The following is a 19491-nucleotide window of genomic DNA, read 5'->3' as shown; positions in this document are numbered from 1 at the left end:
TCCGTTTATTTCATTTGATCTAACTGCTCGTTAATCACGCCTCTTTGGTATTCCAGTGAAATAGGATCATTGTATCTTGATTCAGCCATGTCGAGTGTGATGACATGTTCATTTTGAACTGCCTCGGCATTCTTCCAGACTGCAGTTTCAACGATCTCTGACGGCTCACTGCCGTTTACCGCAAGTACAGTATAATCTCCGATGTACTGTGGAAGATCCTCAGGTGATAATTCTACAGAGAACTGTCCTTCAGTCACTTCTGCAAGCGCATCAGGCTGTACAAAACCGTAACCTTCATACAGTATCTCCCCGCCGCGTCCGTAGTTCGGGCCGAATGAAGCAAATCCTCTGGAATCTGAAGAAAAGATAGATAAAGTATTTCCTTCAATCAATTCGCCGTATTTTTCGCGTCCTTCTGCCATTGAAGCATCCCAGTCAGACAACCACTGTTCTGCCTGTTCTTTTTCATTAATCAGTTCACCGAGAAGCAGTGTATTGTCTCTGAATGTGCTGATATTTGAATCGAATGTTACTGTCGGTGCGATATCCTGCAGTTGTGACAGGTTTTCGTCCTGTGCCGTCGCAACAATCAGGTCAGGATCATAATTGACGATTTCTTCAAGGTTTGCAGGGTCGATTCTGTCAATTCCTTCAGTTGCATCATTCAAAACAGCATCCTGTTCTACAAAGAACGGTACAGCTTCCGGTGTATAACCGAATTCAATCAAGGCACCGATGTATGTCGGGTGCAGTACAACAATACGTTCAGGGTTTTCAGGTACTTCAACCTCTTCACCGGAATCTGTTGTGAACATTTTTGTGCCGGATGCCTCTTCTGCTTCTGAGTTATTCGAAGTTTCTTCAGTTGTTTCTGTGGAATCATCACTTTCGTCAGATGAAGCACTGTCATTACTGCAGGCAGCTATCACGAGCAGTAAACTTCCTAAAATCAGCAGCCAAAATTTATTCATATATATCAGTCCTTATTTTTTATTATTTAATTTTAAAATTTTTGAAACAGTAATTATTGATTCTTCAAAGTTTCCTCGCTGTACATGTACTTCATATTTTTCTCATCGAGAATATGGTTATGTGAAGATACTTCAGCAGTTTTATGTGCATCAGGCTGAATGAACAGCTTTGCATTGTTGACGGCATTCACAGCATCCTGGTAGGCACCCGCAATCAGATGGACTTTCCCAGGGTATTTGACACAGTCTCCAGCTGCGTATACGCCCTCCACTTTTGTTTCGCCCGTAGATGAGGCCGGGATATAGAAGTTATCTACCAGTTCGATATCAATCTTATTTTCTTTAAACAGGAGATTATCTTTGTTATAGCCGTGGTTGATTAATACCGCATCATATTCCTGTTCATAATGCTCTCCGGTTTTATTGTTATAGAGTTTAACGGAGGACACTTCATTGTGACCGTTGAAATCAACAATTTCAGTATTTGTAATCATCCGGACACCATTATTTTGCATGCGGGTAATATCCGCCTCAAGTGCCCTCACTTTGTCACCGCGGTAGATTAATGTCAGACTTCTGGCATTTGGTGCAAGGTCATTACCCCAGTCGACTGCTGTTGGACCGCCGCCGGAAACAAGCACATCCTTATTATCAAAATCCTTAACATCAAAGACAGTATAGTGCAGTCCCTTTCCTTCATATGATTCTGCACTCGGCACATCGATTTTTTGATGGCTGATAATACCACTGCCGCCGATTGCGACAATGACTGTTCTGGAATAATGCACAGTTTTAGACTCAGTATGTATGTTGAAAATACCGTCATCATCTTTCGAAATTCCGGTAACAATCGTATTGAGTTCTACAGCGGGATCAAAAGTCAGAGCCTGTTCGATGGAATCATCAATCAGCTGCTGTCCGGTCACCGGTTTTACACCGCCGACATCCCAAACCATCTTCTGGGGGTACACTTTCACTTTGCCGCCGAGTTCTGGATTACCTTCGAGTATTTTCGTCTTCATTTCCCTGAGCCCGGCGTAAAATGCAGAAAATAAGCCCGCAGGTCCTGAACCGATAATAGTAATGTCATATATATCTTTTGTCATGGATTCACTCCTCATATAATTGATAATGATTATCAATCTCATATTATGGCGAAAGAATCAGAAAGTCAACATATATTTTTGCTTTTAAATAAAGATATACATAATAAAAAAGCGGCACCAGCGCCGCTTTTTTTGTGAGTTATAAGTTTATGTGTTCTATGGCATGCTCAGCTGTGTCATTCTGCCTCCGTCAACAGTGTAAACCTGACCGGTAATAAAAGACGCATCATCAGATGCAAGGAAACAAATGAGTGCCGCAGCCTCCTCAGGTGTCCCTGTTCTTCGAATAGGATGAATCTTCTTGATGTCATCTTTAAAAGTATCCGCATTCGGAAGATTATCAATCATATTAACATTCAGTTCAGTATCAATCCATCCCGGTGCAACAGCGTTACACCGTATCCCCTCGTGTCCGTGATCCACTGCAACAGAGCGGGTCAATCCATGAAGCCCTGCTTTCGTTGCACTGTAGGCAGCATGCATCGGATTGGGTGAGATTCCTTCAATGGATCCTGTATTTACAATGCAGCCGCCTGTCTTTCTTAAGTGCGGGAGTGCCGCACGGATGAGAAGAAATGGTGTGGTTAAATTAACACTGATATTTTTTTCCCAATCTGAAACACTCATACTTTCGATTCCCGATTCTGTCATCATTCCGGCGTTATTTATCAATATATCAAGTCTGCCGGTACGCTGAATGACTTCATTGATGACCATTTCAGCTGCTCCAGGCTGTGAGAAATCAGCCTGAATACATTCAAATTCGGAATCTTCACTGCGCTGTACTGTAATCACTTCAGCACCTTCACTGAGAAGACGGCGGGCAGCTGCTCTGCCGATTCCCGTTCTTCCGCCTGTGACTAATGCCACTCTTCCTTCAAATCTTTTTCTGTCTGCCATTGTTATTCCCCCGTTATACGTTTAGTTTAAATACGCTCTTCTAAAAGACCGGACCGATAAAATTAAACAGTAAACCGAAGATACCGGACCATGCTGCGATACTTACAGCCATCCAAAACATCAAATACGAACGTTTAATGTCAAATGTGCATGCAATCAGTGCTGTCAGATGACTGCTTAAAAGACCGACACCTAAAAAACTCAGGCCCGGAACCCCGTATTTCTCAAAGTATCCTCTTAATCTGTCATCGGTACTCCTCTTCTTTTGCTTCTGTTTATTTTCCAGTTCCTGAGTGCTCATCCGCTTTTCCCGGAAGTTTTTAATCCAGGCACTGACTTTATCTACGAATATAATCAATAAGCCGACAGTCAGTGTATTTCCGATAAAAGCTGCAATGATTGTCGGAATCACCGGCAGACCCAAAAGAATACCGCCCGGCACCGCAAGCATATATTCTATAAACGGTACTGCTGCAGATAATGCAACAATAACAAGTTCCCTTATGATATCCAAAAACGACATGAAACATACCTCCTGATGTATATTATTTACATATAATATAATTAATGATTACTATTAGCATAAATATTTAATCAGATAAATTCAACTGTTTCTGATATTTAAGTACATCTCTATCAGTCTTTATAACGCCGGGCGTTATTTTAGTTTGATGCTTTAATAACAATGTTTTTCAGAATCTTTTTCATAGTTTATGTACGGTGTTATAACGCCTCGAAAAATACAGTAATGAATTCACTTATATGAAATATATGAATGTTTTAATAAGTCTAAATACTTGCGCTTAAGTACACTTTAGAATGTAAAATGAAATTATTAAATCATAAAAGGATGGTTACCATGGGAAATGACATTCCAAAAAATTCAAATATGGAAGTATTCGAAACATTGGAGTCAGAAGTGCGGAGTTACAGCAGAGGCTGGCCGGCAGTTTTTGAAAGTGCCAAAGGATATAAAATCCGCGATACAGAAGGCAGGGAATACATCGACTTTTTTGCAGGTGCAGGAACACTAAACTACGGGCATAATGATGACCGGATGCAGGAGAAATTAATTGAGTATATTAAGAATGACGGCATCATCCACAGCCTTGATATGGGAACAAATCCGAGAAAGGATTTTCTTGAAGCATTTAATGATATTATACTGAAACCGAGAAATTTGAGTTATAAGGTGATGTTTCCAGGGCCGACCGGTACGAATAGTGTGGAAAGTGCGTTGAAGATTGCGAGAAAAGTCACCGGACGTGATACAATCATCAGTTTTACAAATGCCTTCCACGGAATGACACTGGGTTCTCTTTCTGTGACCGGTAATATATTTAAGCGGCGGGGGGCAGGTGTTCCGCTTGCTGATACAGTATTTATGCCGTTCGATCATTACATTGAGGGTGTGGATACTGCGGATTATATGGAACGTTATCTCGCGGATAACGGCAGCGGTGTAGACCTGCCGGCAGCTGTAATACTCGAAACTGTGCAGGGAGAAGGCGGTATCAATGCAGCAAGCATGGACTGGCTGAAGAAAATCCATGCACTCTGCAAAAAGTATGATATTTTGCTGATTGTAGATGATATACAGGCGGGCAATGGACGGACAGGTACATTTTTCAGTTTTGAACCGGCAGGGATTGAACCGGATATTATCTGTCTGTCTAAATCCATCGGCGGTTTCGGTCTGCCGATGGCGGTGACACTGATTAAGCCGGAATACGACCAATGGGCACCCGGCGAACACAATGGCACATTCAGAGGCAATAATATGGCATTTATCGCAGCTGTAGAAGCATTCAGATACTGGAAGAACAGTGATTTTGAAAACAGTGTGAATGAAAAAGCAGCATATATGGCTAAAGAAATTGAACGTCTGATTCGGACTTACCCGGGTCTGCAGGGATCACCAAGGGGCAGAGGTTTAATGCAGGGAATCGCAGTCGGTAAAGAAAATCTGGCATCGGAAATTTGTGCAGAAGCTTTCAGGAACGGTCTGATTGTGGAAACTTCCGGTCCGGCGGATGAGGTGGTTAAATTTCTGCCGCCGTTAATCATTGATAAAGCCGGTCTCGCTGAAGGATTTGAAATTTTGGAGAAAAGTATACAGAATGTCCTTTAAAAAATGTAGTGAATAAGGGGGAGAGATGTTTGGAAACGGTACTTTTTGTTAATATCAGACCCTATAAAGTTGAACGGGTCCGTCCGATTTATGCTGCGAAACAACTCGGATACAGAGTGGCGGTAATCGCAGATGAAGATCCAGGGCTTGACCCCGGCATGATTGATGACCTGATTATCGCCGACACCTATGATATGGACACTTCACTTAAGAAAGCAGTGGAATACGCCGGAGGACATTGTGTCACGGGTGTAATGACATGGACGGATAAAGATGTGGAACTGACTGCGAAAATCGCGGAAGCTTTAAATCTTCCCGGAATCAGTGTGGACGCATCAAAAAAAGCGAGAAATAAGTATTTAATGCGGGAAGCATTAAAAGATCTGCCGGATATTTCCCCGAAATACAAAAGAGTCCGTACGCTGGATGATTTAAAGCAGGCAGTTGAAACAGTCGGACGGCCGGGTATTTTCAAACCAGTCGGCGGTGCCGGAAGTAAAGGAATCTTTAAAGTGGATATGGATACAGATATTCAGCACCTGTACGCGGAAATGGTTGAAACGGCGTCTCCGGAACACGATAAAATTTATACGTACTACCCGGACGAATATGTGTATGAAGAATATCTGGAGGGTGCTGAGATATCTGTCGACGGTGTAATCCAGAATGATACGGTGTATATTACCGGTGCCGCGGATAATCTTGTGACAGATGATTATTCACTGGATTACCTTGAGGTTTTTCCGTCTGAAGAAGACAGCAGCACCATAGAACATATTAAGGAGACGGTGGAAACAACAGTTAAAGCACTCGGGTTTAATCATTGTGCCTTTCACCTGGAAGGACGATTGACCCCGGACGGTTTTAAAATCATTGAAGTCGCAGGTCGTCCGGGCGGCGGGTTTATCGCCACACATGTGATTGAACATGCCGCAGGTGTATCTTATTTGGAATTTATCATTAAAGTCGCGACTGGACAGAACATCAAAGACAGCTGGCCGGAATTCGATAAAATCAGCACCCAGAGTGTCTGTCATTATGAAGTGCTGGCTGAAAAAGCAGGTACAGTAAAGGATTTACGAGGTTTGGATGATGTGATTGAAGATGAGGATATTATTGTGCTGGTGCCGTTAGGAAATATTAACGATGAGATTACACTGCCTCCGAAGGATTTTGAAACCTGTTATCTTGCGACAGCTGTTTTGAAGGGTGAAAATTTTGAAGGAATAAAACGAACCATCGCCCGGCTTGAGGAGAAGCTGACGTACCAAATTGAATAAAAGTATTGCCTCGAATGGGTTATTCGGGGCTTTTATTTTCCTTATAGTCAACTATAAGTTGATTTATTCTATGAATGTTGATATATAGGAGATACATTATTTAGGAATGATGATATAAAATTGAAGTGAGGTGATATCGATGAACCAGATGAATATCAGGGAAAATATTTTGGAGAACAGAAAGCGTTTGAATTTTACGCAGCAGAACCTGGCGGAATTTTTGAATATCAGCAAGGCTGCTGTATCAAAATGGGAGCAGGGACATTCTGTGCCGGACATTCAGTACGTCGGTGAGATGGCAGTGCTGTTTGATATATCTGTGGATGAACTGATTGGGTTTTCACCTGATCTTTCTAAAGAACAGATTAAAACAATTTTTCATTCTCTTTCGGCTTCGTTCAGCCGTGAAAATTATGATGATGTGCTTCAGGAAGTAAAGCGTTACGGCAAACGTTACTATAACTGTTATCCTTTTTTAGCAACACTGATTAACTTACTGGTAAACCATGTGAATCTTGCTGAAACACCGGAAGAAACACTTGAATTGACGGAGACGTTCATTGACAGAGTGATGACACATACAGATTCTGCGAAGCTGAAAGAACAGATGATGTTTTACCGTGCGGCTATGCTGATTACACACGGGCAGCCGGGAGAAGTCATCCCTCTCCTGAAAGATTATACAGAGCCGCGGATGCCGATTAACAGTGTGCTTGCACAATCATATTTGATGACCGGCGTGCCGGGTAAGGCAAAGGAAGTGCTGCAGGCAGAAGTTTACGAGTCCATGGTATTTATCATGAGTGATATGACAATGATGATGTATTCTGACTTGTATAATGATCTCGAGGCGGTGATAGAACGCGGAACTGCCCTGGATGAAGCGTTTAAATTGAAGGCGCTCCATCCAAGCTCGACATTGAATTTCTATCTGGTCGCTGCGATGAAGATGAGCGGCGATAAGGAAAGGTGTCTTTTCTACCTGAATGAATTTCTCGAGTGTGTGAAACATCTGGCGGATGCGTATTATTTACATGGAGATGAATTTTTTTCGGATATCGACGACTGGCTGAATAATCTTGATATCGGAAATAATGCACCGGTGAGCTTAATGAATGCCAAAAAACAGCTGATACATTCAGTGACTGATAATGAAGTATTTAGAGATTACAAAGAAGATATCGCATTTAAAAATATTGTACACACTTTAAAAACAACATTGGAGGAGAAATGATATGGACATTGAACTCAGAGAACTGCTGCCTTTTCTCATCCCATTAATTATTCTGCAGTCGGTCTTAATGATTACAGCGCTTGTCATGATTTTCAGGCAGCAGACATTTAAGTATCTTAACAGGTGGGTATGGGTCCTCATCGTCATTGTTTTTAACCTTGTCGGACCGATTATTTATTTTGTACTGGAGCGTCGGTAGTGATGGAAATTCTTAAAATTGACGGACTCAAAAAGGCGTTTCACGGTAAACAGGTCATTGACGGTTTAACAATGTCAGTGGAAGAAGGGACAATTTACGGTTTTATCGGAAACAACGGCACAGGGAAAACAACGACGATGAAGATGATTCTCGGTCTTTTGAAACAGGATTCAGGGACAGTATTTGTCTCAGGGGAACAGGTCACATTCGGAGATACAGCAACGAACAGACATATCGGCTACCTGCCGGATGTTCCTGAGTTTTATCCATATATGAATGCCCGGGAATATTTAAATTTATGTGCAGAAATTACTGATGTAAATAAACAAGAGCGTGCAGAAAGAATTGAAACACTGTTAAAATTGGTCGGTCTTAACGGCGAAACATCAAAAATCAGAACATATTCAAGAGGCATGAAGCAGCGGCTCGGCATCGCCCAGGCGTTAATTCACCGCCCGAAACTGCTGATTTGTGACGAGCCGACAAGTGCACTCGATCCAGGCGGCAGAATGGAAATATTAAATATATTGAAAGAAATTAAAAGTGAGACAACTGTGATTTTCTCCACACATGTACTGACAGATGTGGAGCGGATATGCGATCAGGCGGGCGTCCTTCATGAAGGAAAAATTCTTCAGGAATTTAATTTGAAGGCGGATGATTTCGGAGATAAGGGGATTATCATCAGACTGAATCCGGATGAGTTCAGCTGTCTCAGTCATCATTTAAACATGACGCATATTGAGAATACAGACTATCGTGTCACTAATCATTCATTACAGGAAGTATATGAAGTACTTCATAAAAACAATATTTATCCGGAATCTATTGTACGTGAGAAAAAATCACTTGAGGATGTTTATCTGGAGGTGACAAAATGAGTCAGCTGACTGCGATGTTTAAGAAAGAGTGGATGGAATCCATCCGTCAGTTTAAAACCGCCGCACTGGTGATTGTATTGATTATTTTCGGGATAATAAGTCCGCTGACGGCATTATTAATGCCGGATATTATGGAGATGGTAATGGAAGACAGCGGTGTTCATTTTGAACTTCCGGCAGTACAGGCCGTTGATTCATATATGCAGTTTTTCAGTAACTTGAATCAGATGGGACTTGTGATACTTGTTATCGTTCTTGGCAGTACGCTGACTAATGAAATCTCCCGTCATACACTCATTAACCTTGTCACAAAAGGGTTGAAGCGGCGTACTGTGATATTTGTGAAATATTTCTATGCATGTCTGGTGTGGACAGTGGGTTATGTGATGAGTGCAGTCATTACATATCTGTACACGATTTATTATTGGGATAATGATGTGCCGCATGTGCTGCTTAGTTTCAGTCTGACATGGCTGTTTGGAATATTTTTAATCAGTATTATTATGTTCGCATCGTCGATTTTTAAATCCAGTTACATTGCGGTGTTGATGACAGTACTTGCTGTTGTTGTGGTCATGATTGCTTTAAGCATTCATCCGGGACTTTCGGAATATATGCCGCAGTATTTACTCGGGGGGAGTACAGGATTGTTGAACGGCAGTCTTCAGCCGGAGGATGTCTCTCCTGCCGTGACTGTCACTGTTTTAACGAGTATTTTAATGTTTGTTTCTGCAGTCTTTATTTTTGATAAAGCTGAAATATAAGAGCGCCCGCCGGGGCGCTATTTTTCTATGAATAAAGGAATCAATTCCTGTTTTTTAACATCAACGAGGCCGAGGTTACTGAGCCTGATCTCAGGTATAACGGTCAGTGCCAGAGAGGACATTGCCATGGATGGTGCCCTTCTGCCGACTTTTACTCCCATATTAAGTGAGGTTTCATTAAATTTGAAGATGACCGGTGCGAGTGTCTCAACAGAACTGTCAGCCATCAGTCCTGCAACCGGGAGGTCAACTGCCGCCTGCAGTTCGCCTTCATCAAATAATACAAGTCCGCCGCCTGTTGATTCAAGATATTTCGCAGCATGATACATATCTTCAGCGTTCGTGCCGACAACAATCAAATTGTGGCTGTCATGGGACAAGGTAGTGGCATATGCCCCTCTTGAAAGACCGGCGTTTTTCAGTACGCCTGTAAATGGTTTATCCCCCTGGCCGTGTCGTCCGATGACGGATGCAAAAAGGTAGCCTTCCGGCAGGCGGCGGATGATTCCGTCTTCTGTTTCGAGGTCGAGTGTGCCTCTTTCGGTGGTGCCGATTTTTGTCATCTCCATCGTATTAATTGAGACGGTTTTTTTATTATCAGGAGTGGTAATGTGAAAGTCATCTATTTTAATATCAGGAATTTTTACAGTGTTTTCCCGGAGCACTGCTGCAGATGACTGAATATCATGAATCATTCTGCCGTCTTTGACTTGATGGATGCCTTTTGTAAATACGTCTGTCACATCCATTTTTTCCAGAGAATCAACAAGTGAGAAATCTGCAGAGTATCCGGGACCGATACCGCCGCGATGCTTTAACTGATAACGCTGTGCACCGTTCAGCGAGGCGTAACGGACGGCGAGCGGTGCCGGGATTCCCTCTTCAATACATCTTCTGACGACTCTGTTCATCTGACCGCCTTGATACATATCACTCGCTTCAACATCATCTGTGCACATCGCGATATTTGCAGCATAAGGAACTTCACGCCAGGCATCGGCGGCAATATCTGCAAACTGGCTGACACTTGATTCACGGATGTACACTGTCATCCCCTGCCGGAGCTTCTCTATAATTTCATCGGCGGAGCGGCTCTCATGATCTGAATCGACACCCGCTGCCATGTACGTATCAAGGTGACGTCCGACAGTTCTTGGGAGGTGTCCTTCATTACAGACACCGCGTTTCAGTCCTTCGTCAATAATTCCTGCCATGCGGTCGCTCTGATTGATAACGCCGATATAATCCATAATTTCTGCAATGCCGACAACACGTTCTTCTTCAAGCAGGCTGCCGATGTCTTCCGCTTCAAAGACAGCACCCGAAGTTTCAAGACCAGGGACCGCCGGTACAGCGGAAGGGATGGTGATGAATATATCAACCGGCATATCTTTTGTTGCGTCAATCATGTATTTAACACCGTCGACACCAAGAACATTCGCAATCTCGTGAGGGTCAATGACTGCGGCGGTGGTACCTCTTTCAATCAGTGCCTTTACAAAGTTTTCAGGTGTCACCATGGTACTCTCGATATGTACATGACAGTCTATGAAGCCAGGTACAGCATACTTTCCGGAACCGTCAATCTCTGTATCGCCGGACATTTCGTAAGCCGGTTTTCCTTCCTGATACCGTGCAACACCTGCAAAAACATCTTCTTTAATACCGATGTCCGCCCTGTATATTTCAGCGGTGAATACATTGACAAGATTGACGTTTCGAATGACAGTATCCATTGGAATATCCCCGCGTGATGCTGCAGTGATTTGAGATTTTTTATACATAAATACGCCCCTTTACAAAAAAAGACGGAGAATTATCTCCGTCTGTAGTTTTATTCGCTTAATCTAATGTTAATACCAGGGCCGACAGGCAGGTCAAGAAGCACCCATACGACCATCAGTAAAATCCAGCCGGTTAATAGGAAAATCGTATATGGAATCATTGTTGAAATAATTGAACCGAGTCCTGAACGTGAATCGTAGCGTTTCATAAAGCCGAGGACCATGATCAAGTACGGATTCAGCGGCGTTAGAAGACTTGTTGATGAGTCACCGATACGATATGCAACCTGGGTAAATGCGGGATGATAGTCGAGCAGCATAAACATCGGTACAAATACCGGAGCCATCAGTGCCCATTGTGCAGATCCGCTGGTAATAAACTGATTCAATACACCCATTACTAAAATAAATATAATAATTAAAGGTAAGCCGGTAAAGTTAACAGATTCCAGAAAATCTGCGCTGTTTACGGCAATAATAGTACTTAAGTTTGTCCAGTTGAAGTACGCAATAAACTGGGAAATTGCGAATACTAAAACGATGTATGGTGCCATACCTTTAATGGCACTTGTCATATACACCGGAACGTCCGATGCTTTTTTAATCGTTTTTGCAGTTACACCGTATGTTACAGATACAACAATGAATAACAGGAATATAATCGGTATAATATTTGACAGGAATGGTGATGGAACAAGGCTGCCGTTCTCACCACGGAGCACGGAATTTTCCGGCCAGATTAAAGCAATCACGAGACCAGCGTAAAGGAGAGCGGAAATAATTGAGTATATCAACGCTTTCATTTCCTGCTTGGACACTTCGTCCTGCTCCTGCTCCAATACACCTTCCTCGGCATATTCAGGGTTATATTCTCCGAGTCTTGGCTCGATAATCTTTTCAGTAACAATACCGACCAGGAAAACAACAACAAACACGGAAGCAGAGATAAAGAAATAGTTATCTACTGCTGTAACGACCATATTCGGATCAATTGACTGAGCTGCTTCTGTTGTAATACCTGCAAGAAGTGCATCAGTTCCGGCAATCATCAGGTTGGCTGTGAATCCTCCGATAGCACCGGCAAAACCGGTTGCGATACCTGCGATAGGATTTCTTCCAAGACTGTAAAAAATCATCGCGGCGAGCGGCGGAATAATTATAACGGCCGCATCTGATGCGATATTCCCCATCACGGCAACAAAAGCGATAGCGTATGTAATGACTGCTCTCGGTGCTTTTGCGATGGAAGCTTTAATGGCAGTATCGAACAGGCCGACACCCTGCGCAACACCAATACCGAGAATCATTGTAAGAACCAGGCCGAGTGGTGCGAATCCTGTAAAGTTCGACAGCATGGATTCAAGTGCGAATAAAAGCCCTTCACCGGATAACAGATTCTGTGCAGATACTTCCTCACCGGTCCCCGGATGGACAACCGATACATCAAAGTAAGCAACGACTGCTGAAATCACAATAATAATTGCAGCAAGGTAAACGAATATCATAAATGGATGCGGGAGTTTATTACCAAAGTACTCCACAAAATCAAGAACACTCTGTGTTCTTGATTTATTTTGATCTGTATTGTTCATCATACACCTCTTTATAGTAATAGAATTTTAGTTTAATTTGGATGGTGTGACGCCTTTTGGAATCGGACATTCATAAGGTCTGCCATTTTTCCGGCGGTCGAATTCTTCTTTTGCAGCAGTGATTTTCTCAGGGCTGTCAAGCAGTGCACCGGCAGTCTGTGCCATGATTTTTGCGGCATGAATCATACCTTTCGCAGCGTAAGTAGTCTTTCCCTGTGTGACAGTCTGCCATGTGTGCATTTGTGTACCGAAAGCATAACAAGTCGCAAGACATTGTACCGTAGGTGCAAGCTGGCTGACATCTCCGACATCTGAAGAGCCCGGCAGCAGGTCGACTGCTTTTGAATACGGCGCAGGATCGCCGCACAATATACCATACGAATCCGGTGCCTCCTGACCTGCTCTGTGGTATGAACCTGTAATCTGTGCACTTGAATGATTAATTTCATCTTCTGTTAGTGTCTCTTGAATCTGCTCTGCAAACTCAAGCTCATCAGCAGAATAGGAAATACCGCCGATTTCTTTAAGCTGTGTTTCCATTACTTCTTCAAGTACGTTGTTGCGCAGGTAGTTTGAGCATGCTTTTTCGAAATGGATACTGAGTTCGGTTTCTGTCATTAATGCCGCACCCTCAGCAATTTTCTTCACACGCTCGTAAACAGCTCCCGCCTTTTCGACAGTAAGGTCACGCATTAAATAAAGAACTTCCGCCTCTGCCTGAACAACATTCGGCGATACACCGCCGGTGTTTGTCACAGCGTAATGCAGGCGTGCACTGTCCTCAACATGTTCTCTCAAATAGTTCGCACCAACATTCATCAGCTCGACAGCATCAAGTGCGCTCCGTCCGAGATGCGGACTTGATGCCGCGTGGGTAGAAACACCTTTGAATTTAAAGGATACTTGATAATTTGCGAGTGTCTCACTTGTCCATACCTGCGTGTGGACCCAGGGGTGCCAGCAGATGGCAACGTCAATATCATCAAAGACGCCTTCCCGGGCCATAAACGTTTTGCCGGAGCCGCCCTCTTCACCCGGGCAGCCGAAAAACTGTATGGTGCCTTCGAGATTATTTTCAACCAGATAATCACGTGCAGCTATTGCTGCAGCCATGGCGCTTGTACCTAACATATGGTGGCCGCATCCATGTCCGCTGCCGCCTTCTTCAATCGCTTCCTGCCGAGGCGATTCTGCTTTCTGACTGAGATTTGACAACGCATCAAACTCACCAAGAAAAGCAATGGTCGGACCACTTGAACCGAAAGAAGCTGAAAATGCTGTTTCAATGTCTGCGATCCCCCGTTCAACTTCAAAGCCTTGTTGTTCTATGTAATCTGCAAGTTTTGCACTGGAAATATTCTCTTCGAAGCGGAGCTCCGGATGATCCCATATGTCCCGTGAAATTCTGACGTAATCCCTTTCTTTCCCCTCAATACTTTGTTGTATGGTGTCATATAATGACATATTCCATCCCCCTTGATTAATTATGTAGATACACAAGAATTTAATCATTTTAGCATAGTATCACAGTATAGACAATGTTAATAAGTCAGAAAAATCTCAATACTATTTTTGGAAATTGGCTGATTATGGTGGTCTTTAAAGCATGTGGTATCGGGATTTTAATTGTTGATGGTCTATAGAAGACTATTTTCCCTGAAAGTATTTTAGTATAATTATGCATAAACAGATGATTTTTCAAGGTGAATCATATAGAATAATAGATATGGTTCCGTAGCTCAGCGGGAGAGCGCTTGCTTGACATGCAAGAGGTCGGTGGTTCGATCCCACTCGGAGCCACTTTGTACAGATTTATAAAGGGATGTGCTGTCGTGAGGCAGCGCATCTTTTTACATACAGGCAGAATTTTTAATTTGACTGCTTCTGAATGATACACTTTATTATATATTAAAAATAGAGAGGTGTTATTTATAATGAAAGTTCTAGTTGCAGGTGCAAATGGAAAAGTCGCAAAACACTTTGCAGATATTACAGTGAATCATTCTGATATTAAAGAGAAAGCAGTGATTCGTAACAAGGAACAGCAACCTTTCTTCGATGAGCGCGGTATTGAAACAGTGGTTTTGGATATCGTTCACGACTCCATCGAAGATTTCGCAGAAGCGATGAAAGATGTGGATGCGGTGATATTCTCTGCCGGAGCGGGCGGTAAAGGGCTCGATCAGACAGTGATGATTGACCTTGACGGTGCTGTGAAAATCATGACAGCAGCGGAAAAAGCAGGTGTAAAACGATTTGTGATGGTCAGTACGTTCCGTACCGGACGCGAAGAAATCGCAAGAGAAATCAAAGAAGACGAAGCTCTTAAAGTTTACACAATCGCAAAACACTATGCAGATGAATGGTTGAAAAACCGGACATCTCTTGACTGGACTATTATTCATCCGGGTATCTTAACAGATGATGCAGGGACCGGAAAAATTAAAACCGGTATGAATCAGGATATTAATGAAGTGCCCCGTGCAGATGTCGCTGAAGCACTAGCAGCGGTGCTTGAAAACAACGATACCATTCATAAGGAATTTGAAGTGTTATCAGGTGACGAGACGGTGGTTGACGCAGTTAAATCTGTCTGACATTTAAAATAAGGCATGCCCCTCGGGGCATGCCTTATTTTTGATGATACTTTCTGAGAAACTTTTTGACTTCTTTTGAGAGTATTTCATCCGGTCCGTCAACATCAGCATGAATGACATCTGTCACTGACAATCCTTTAAGTGAACCGGACTGTATCCCCCACTCTTTCTTCCACGCTGTTAATTGTATGACAGAACTCGCGTAAACAATCCGGCCGAGACCAACCAGAGCATGGGCGGAAGCACACATTGAACAGTGTTCTCCTGATGTATAAACAACAGCTCTTTTTCTGTCAGCAGCATTTAAATGTTCTGCCGCCCATCTTGCGATTTCAAATTCCGGATGACGCGTGTTATCGCCGCCTGAAATTCTGTTGCGGTCTTCAAATAACACCTCACCTTCGCCGGAAACCAGCACAGAACCGAACGGTGCATCACCATTTCGAAGTGCTTCTTCAGCTAATTCAATACACCGCTTTAAATGTACTTTGTCTATTTCAGAAATCATATTATCACACCTCATTTCCCGGGAAATATAAAATATTATAGTTACTATTATATCGATAAAATTATGTAATATGTATGAGAGTTAGTATTTGAATGAAAATACAGCCCATCATCCATTTTAAACCATGATATTCAAATATCTTCTATTATAAAATTCTATTTCAGTTTAAAGAAAACGTTTAATACATGAATATCATCCATTTAAAAGTGTTTTTACACCAGTGAACTTTGACAGACTGCCGAAAAATATGTTTAAAATGTAACTTGTGTGTTAAAAGTCCTTCACATTCTCACTTCCACTTACTTATTTAGTGAAAATAAATTTTATTTAAATCAAAAATGGAGTTGATTATTTGAGTTCTGATCATAAGGACGAAATTAAAATAGGATTTGCCTATGTCGGTGTTGTACTCGGTGCAGGTTTCTCGACAGGACAGGAAATTCTTCAGTTTTTCAGTAATTTTGGAACAATGAGTTATGCAGCTGTCATTTTATCTGCTGTCGTGATTATGTTTATCGGCAGACAGGCAGCAAAGCTTGGAAATCGAATGGATGCTGAATCACATCTGGAACCGATAAAATTATTATTCGGCAGTACGCTTGGGAAAATTATCGACTATGTACTGGTGTTTTTCCTATATGGTGTAATGGTGATTATGCTTGCCGGCGGCGGTTCGGCATTTGAAGAAAGTTTCGGAATCCCTTCATGGATCGGGTCATTCATTATGATGATTGCGATGGTGATTACATTAATGCTGGATTTTGATAAAATATTGACTGCTCTCGGGGCAGTAACGCCGTTTCTTGTTATTATTGTGATGATTATTGCGGTGTTCAGTTTCATTAATCCATCTGTATCATTTGGTGAACTGAACCAGTATTCAGATATAAGTAAAACACCTACAGGCTACTGGTGGCTTGATGCAGTCACCTACAGTGGTATTGTACTTGCGATGGCTTTCAGCATATTATCAATTATGGGCGCGCAGTCAAGAACACATAAAGTCGCGAGACACGGCGGCTTATACGGTGGTGTGATACTGCTCGTACTGATGCTTTTGATGAACGGCGGACTGGTGTCCAAAATGGATGTCACATCCACAGCAGATCTCCCGACACTTGTACTAGCGGCAGAAATTCATCCGCTCTTATCATTGTCACTAACGATAGTGATGCTGTTGATTATCTATAATACAGCAGTCGGAATGCTGTATCCTTTCCTCTCAAGATTTTGGAAACCATACAGCAGAAATTACAAGACAGCACTTATCATCAGTGCAGTTGCGGGTTACGTACTCAGCCTTGTCGGCTTTGTTGATCTTGTGAACTTTTTCTATCCGATACTTGGATATCTGGGTGTCTTAATGGGTATAATGCTCACCATTCGATGGGTGAGAAATAAAACATCAAAAAAACAATTACTCTAAAAACAGCCCTTAGACTGTGCATAACAGTTTAAGGGTTTTACTGCATCTACTGATTGGTGATTTCATCAATCAGCAGGTGCATTTTTTCAGCATCAATCCTGTGACCGGCAATCTCTGTGTGGGTGAAATGCTTTCCAGAGACAAATACGGACTCAATATTCAGGATGTTTTCAAAGTGTTCAATGGGATTTTCATTAAGAAGGATATAGCCGTCGTCCTCTCCTGTAACTTTCCGGGCTTCAACAGTCGCTTTGTAAAGTACTTCATAAGCATTAAGACCGAGAGATTTAAATTCATTCAGCTCTTCAATCATTGAAAGTCCGGGGTATACCCATGTACCTGCAGGTGCATCCGTTCCAATATACACTTCACCGCAAAGTGCCAGATATTTTTTCGTAATCTTTTTAACCATTTTCAGCTGCCATGCCTGCTTCTCCATAAAATCAGAATCCAGATAGGTTTCAATCTCCAAGAACTGCCGGTTAACAGTAAACACTTCTTCATTATCGAATAACTGAAGCTGCTTCGAATCTGACAGTGCTTCCCCGTTAAAACTGCGTCCCTTCTTTGATAAATGTGCATATAATGAAAGCGTCGGTACAATCTTTACGTCCTGATCAATTAGAGATTTGAGCACCCCGGTCAGTTTATCCTCATCAACCTCCTGTGCCCGGAGTGCGTCAAACTGCTCAATTGGCATATTCGGATGAAAATCCGGGTACAGACTTTGAATAATTCCGGAAGCGTGTTCCAGCCAGGTAACGCCGTAACGGGCTGCTTTCAGTGCATCAATAGATTTTGACTGGAGGAAATCACCCGCAGCTTCAAGATTGTATGAGCGACTTTTATCAGTGACTATTTTAAGAATATTTTCCTGAATATTGCCGTATACTTTAACAAAGCGTGCCTTTTGTTCATATAGTTCATCTACCGCTTCTGCTGCCTGCTCTGTATCATTCGTCGAGATATTTCCATATGAAGTCGGTCCCCATAGTCCAGGATCTCCGTCGATGAAACGGTAAGTTGCATAAATTTTCGGCGAGACACGGTCAATTGAATGAATGAGGTCAAAATTTCCACCGGTATTACGAACGGATGTGACGCCGCTGTACAAGTAATGTCTGGCACTGGCAGGAGTAATATGAGTGTGCATATCTACGAGTCCAGGCATCAAATATTTCCCTGTACCGTCAATGGTTAAGTCGACAGTGCCCGGAATGTGGATATCTTTTATTTCAATCTTTTTTTCTTCTAAATTAATCCAGTTTACATTTTTAATACGATACATCATAACCCTCCTTTTCTAACTTTTGATATAGAAAGACACGCATGTTTTTCTTGATGTTATCGTCAATCAGCTCTGAAAAATTCATTTCATACTTTTCTTCAAGCTGCCATATTTTCAGGATGATTTTCCAATGTCCCTGGAATGAAATATCAAGAAGCTGGAACCATTCCTCTACATTCCCCTGATAGTCATGGGTTGTTCTGATTCTGTCTATTAAAAGCTGCCATGATTCTTCCATCCCGTGCTGCGCCTGAATTTTTGAAATGTCATGAACCACCTTCAGCTCATCCGGAGACAAACAGCGTGCGAGCGTATCTGATTTTAACTGCTCCAGCTCAGCCATTTCCTTAATACTGTGTACATCCTGTTCTGAATAGTAATTGAGGAGTTCTTTAATACTTTTCACCATACCGAGATCTCTACTGATCTCTTTTTCCTTATACGTCACGGCATTTTTGAAGAGGGTGTGTATATCATCACTGTTTTTCATTTCTGTCCGGATTTTTGACAGGCTGTATCCTGATTTTTTGAGAAATAAAACGACAAACAGCTCGGTGATTTTCTCACGGCTGAAATAACGATGGCTGTTTTTCCGGAGACTCGCTGTTACAATTCCTTCATTGTCATAATACCTGACAGTGCGCTCAGTAATGTTGAGCAGTGATGCAGTATCTTTTGTCGAATACATATCCATCAATCCTCTCTGGCTTTATTATACGTACTGACGTAACGTCAATTGCAAGTTTTAATTTCAAAAAATTCTAAACTCTGTAAATAAGTGTACTAGTATGATATTTAATACTCACTCTTAAATCACCGGGGAAATTCTC

At 42.3% G+C, this 19491-nt stretch carries 18 protein-coding genes and 1 tRNA gene; 9 read left to right on the top strand and 10 right to left on the bottom strand.

Annotated features, from left to right (window positions below):
- Nucleotides 1-5 precede the first annotated feature (5 nt).
- The 4 genes from ACFSX4_RS11115 to ACFSX4_RS11100 all read right to left on the bottom strand — a co-directional run bounded on the left by ACFSX4_RS11115 (nucleotide 6) and on the right by ACFSX4_RS11100 (nucleotide 3500).
- Nucleotides 6-971: an ABC transporter substrate-binding protein gene (locus ACFSX4_RS11115; RefSeq protein WP_377774592.1), complete on the bottom strand. Its 966-nt coding sequence runs from the start codon at nucleotides 969-971 to the stop codon at nucleotides 6-8.
- A gap of 53 nt (nucleotides 972-1024) precedes the next feature.
- The gene (locus ACFSX4_RS11110) at nucleotides 1025-2077 is read right to left on the bottom strand and encodes an NAD(P)/FAD-dependent oxidoreductase (protein WP_377774590.1); all 1053 of its coding nucleotides are present in this window, start codon (nucleotides 2075-2077) and stop codon (nucleotides 1025-1027) included.
- 156 nt (nucleotides 2078-2233) lie between these two features.
- Nucleotides 2234-2977, bottom strand: coding sequence for an SDR family NAD(P)-dependent oxidoreductase (locus tag ACFSX4_RS11105; protein ID WP_377774588.1), 744 nt, complete (start codon nucleotides 2975-2977; stop codon nucleotides 2234-2236).
- A 40-nt stretch (nucleotides 2978-3017) separates the two neighbouring features.
- Nucleotides 3018-3500 (bottom strand): small multi-drug export protein, encoded by a 483-nt coding sequence (locus ACFSX4_RS11100; RefSeq protein WP_377774586.1) that lies wholly within the window; start codon nucleotides 3498-3500, stop codon nucleotides 3018-3020.
- Nucleotides 3501-3836: 336 nt separating this feature from the next.
- Between ACFSX4_RS11100 and ectB the strand changes: the two genes are divergently transcribed.
- From ectB to ACFSX4_RS11070, 6 genes are all read left to right on the top strand, one after another.
- A complete protein-coding gene (gene ectB / locus ACFSX4_RS11095) occupies nucleotides 3837-5108 on the top strand; it encodes a diaminobutyrate--2-oxoglutarate transaminase (RefSeq protein ID WP_377774584.1) in 1272 nt (423 codons plus the stop codon).
- A gap of 29 nt (nucleotides 5109-5137) precedes the next feature.
- Entirely contained in the window at nucleotides 5138-6388 is a 1251-nt protein-coding gene (locus tag ACFSX4_RS11090) for an ATP-grasp domain-containing protein (RefSeq protein WP_377774582.1), read from the top strand.
- Nucleotides 6389-6527: 139 nt separating this feature from the next.
- Nucleotides 6528-7622, top strand: a complete 1095-nt coding sequence (locus ACFSX4_RS11085; protein WP_377774580.1) for a helix-turn-helix domain-containing protein — start codon at nucleotides 6528-6530, stop codon at nucleotides 7620-7622.
- 1 nt (nucleotide 7623) lies between these two features.
- Nucleotides 7624-7821, top strand: coding sequence for a PLDc N-terminal domain-containing protein (locus ACFSX4_RS11080; RefSeq protein ID WP_377774578.1), 198 nt, complete (start codon nucleotides 7624-7626; stop codon nucleotides 7819-7821).
- 2 nt (nucleotides 7822-7823) lie between these two features.
- Nucleotides 7824-8702: an ABC transporter ATP-binding protein gene (locus ACFSX4_RS11075; protein WP_377774576.1), complete on the top strand. Its 879-nt coding sequence runs from the start codon at nucleotides 7824-7826 to the stop codon at nucleotides 8700-8702.
- Nucleotides 8699-9466, top strand: coding sequence for an ABC transporter permease (locus ACFSX4_RS11070; protein ID WP_377774574.1), 768 nt, complete (start codon nucleotides 8699-8701; stop codon nucleotides 9464-9466). Before ACFSX4_RS11075 ends, ACFSX4_RS11070 begins: the two co-directional genes overlap by 4 nt.
- Before the next feature lie 17 nt (nucleotides 9467-9483).
- Here ACFSX4_RS11070 and ACFSX4_RS11065 read toward each other — a convergent pair whose 3' ends face one another.
- From ACFSX4_RS11065 to ACFSX4_RS11055, 3 genes are read right to left on the bottom strand one after another with little or no spacing between them, the layout of a single operon-like run.
- Nucleotides 9484-11250: an adenine deaminase gene (locus ACFSX4_RS11065; protein WP_377774572.1), complete on the bottom strand. Its 1767-nt coding sequence runs from the start codon at nucleotides 11248-11250 to the stop codon at nucleotides 9484-9486.
- Nucleotides 11251-11300: 50 nt separating this feature from the next.
- Entirely contained in the window at nucleotides 11301-12845 is a 1545-nt protein-coding gene (locus ACFSX4_RS11060; protein WP_377774570.1) for an AbgT family transporter, read from the bottom strand.
- A gap of 24 nt (nucleotides 12846-12869) precedes the next feature.
- Nucleotides 12870-14306 carry an amidohydrolase gene (locus ACFSX4_RS11055; RefSeq protein WP_377774568.1) on the bottom strand — a complete coding sequence of 479 codons (1437 nt, stop codon included), beginning with the start codon at nucleotides 14304-14306 and terminating at the stop codon, nucleotides 12870-12872.
- 264 nt (nucleotides 14307-14570) lie between these two features.
- Between ACFSX4_RS11055 and ACFSX4_RS11050 the strand changes: the two genes are divergently transcribed.
- Together ACFSX4_RS11050 and ACFSX4_RS11045 are read left to right on the top strand one after the other, a co-directional pair.
- Nucleotides 14571-14642: transfer RNA gene (locus tag ACFSX4_RS11050), tRNA-Val, on the top strand.
- Between the two features lie 134 nt (nucleotides 14643-14776).
- Nucleotides 14777-15439, top strand: a complete 663-nt coding sequence (locus ACFSX4_RS11045; RefSeq protein WP_377774566.1) for an SDR family oxidoreductase — start codon at nucleotides 14777-14779, stop codon at nucleotides 15437-15439.
- Nucleotides 15440-15473: 34 nt separating this feature from the next.
- On the opposite strand, the gene ACFSX4_RS11040 is transcribed toward ACFSX4_RS11045, so the two are convergent.
- Nucleotides 15474-15947 carry a nucleoside deaminase gene (locus ACFSX4_RS11040; protein ID WP_377774564.1) on the bottom strand — a complete coding sequence of 158 codons (474 nt, stop codon included), beginning with the start codon at nucleotides 15945-15947 and terminating at the stop codon, nucleotides 15474-15476.
- A 352-nt stretch (nucleotides 15948-16299) separates the two neighbouring features.
- Between ACFSX4_RS11040 and ACFSX4_RS11035 the strand changes: the two genes are divergently transcribed.
- Nucleotides 16300-17373 (top strand): YkvI family membrane protein, encoded by a 1074-nt coding sequence (locus ACFSX4_RS11035; protein ID WP_377774562.1) that lies wholly within the window; start codon nucleotides 16300-16302, stop codon nucleotides 17371-17373.
- Between the two features lie 46 nt (nucleotides 17374-17419).
- On the opposite strand, the gene ACFSX4_RS11030 is transcribed toward ACFSX4_RS11035, so the two are convergent.
- The gene (locus ACFSX4_RS11030) at nucleotides 17420-18661 is read right to left on the bottom strand and encodes an amidohydrolase family protein (protein ID WP_377774560.1); all 1242 of its coding nucleotides are present in this window, start codon (nucleotides 18659-18661) and stop codon (nucleotides 17420-17422) included.
- On the bottom strand, nucleotides 18648-19349 hold the full coding sequence (locus tag ACFSX4_RS11025) for a MerR family transcriptional regulator (RefSeq protein ID WP_377774558.1): 702 nt from the start codon (nucleotides 19347-19349) through the stop codon (nucleotides 18648-18650). Before ACFSX4_RS11025 ends, ACFSX4_RS11030 begins: the two co-directional genes overlap by 14 nt.
- Between the last annotated feature and the right edge of the window lie 142 nt (nucleotides 19350-19491).

It is taken from the genome of Corticicoccus populi (assembly GCF_042686195.1).
In the GTDB taxonomy this organism is placed as follows: Bacteria; Bacillota; Bacilli; order Staphylococcales; family Salinicoccaceae; genus Corticicoccus; species Corticicoccus populi.
Note: the sequence above shows the minus strand (reverse complement) of the source record. Positions and strands in the feature narration are given on the sequence as shown.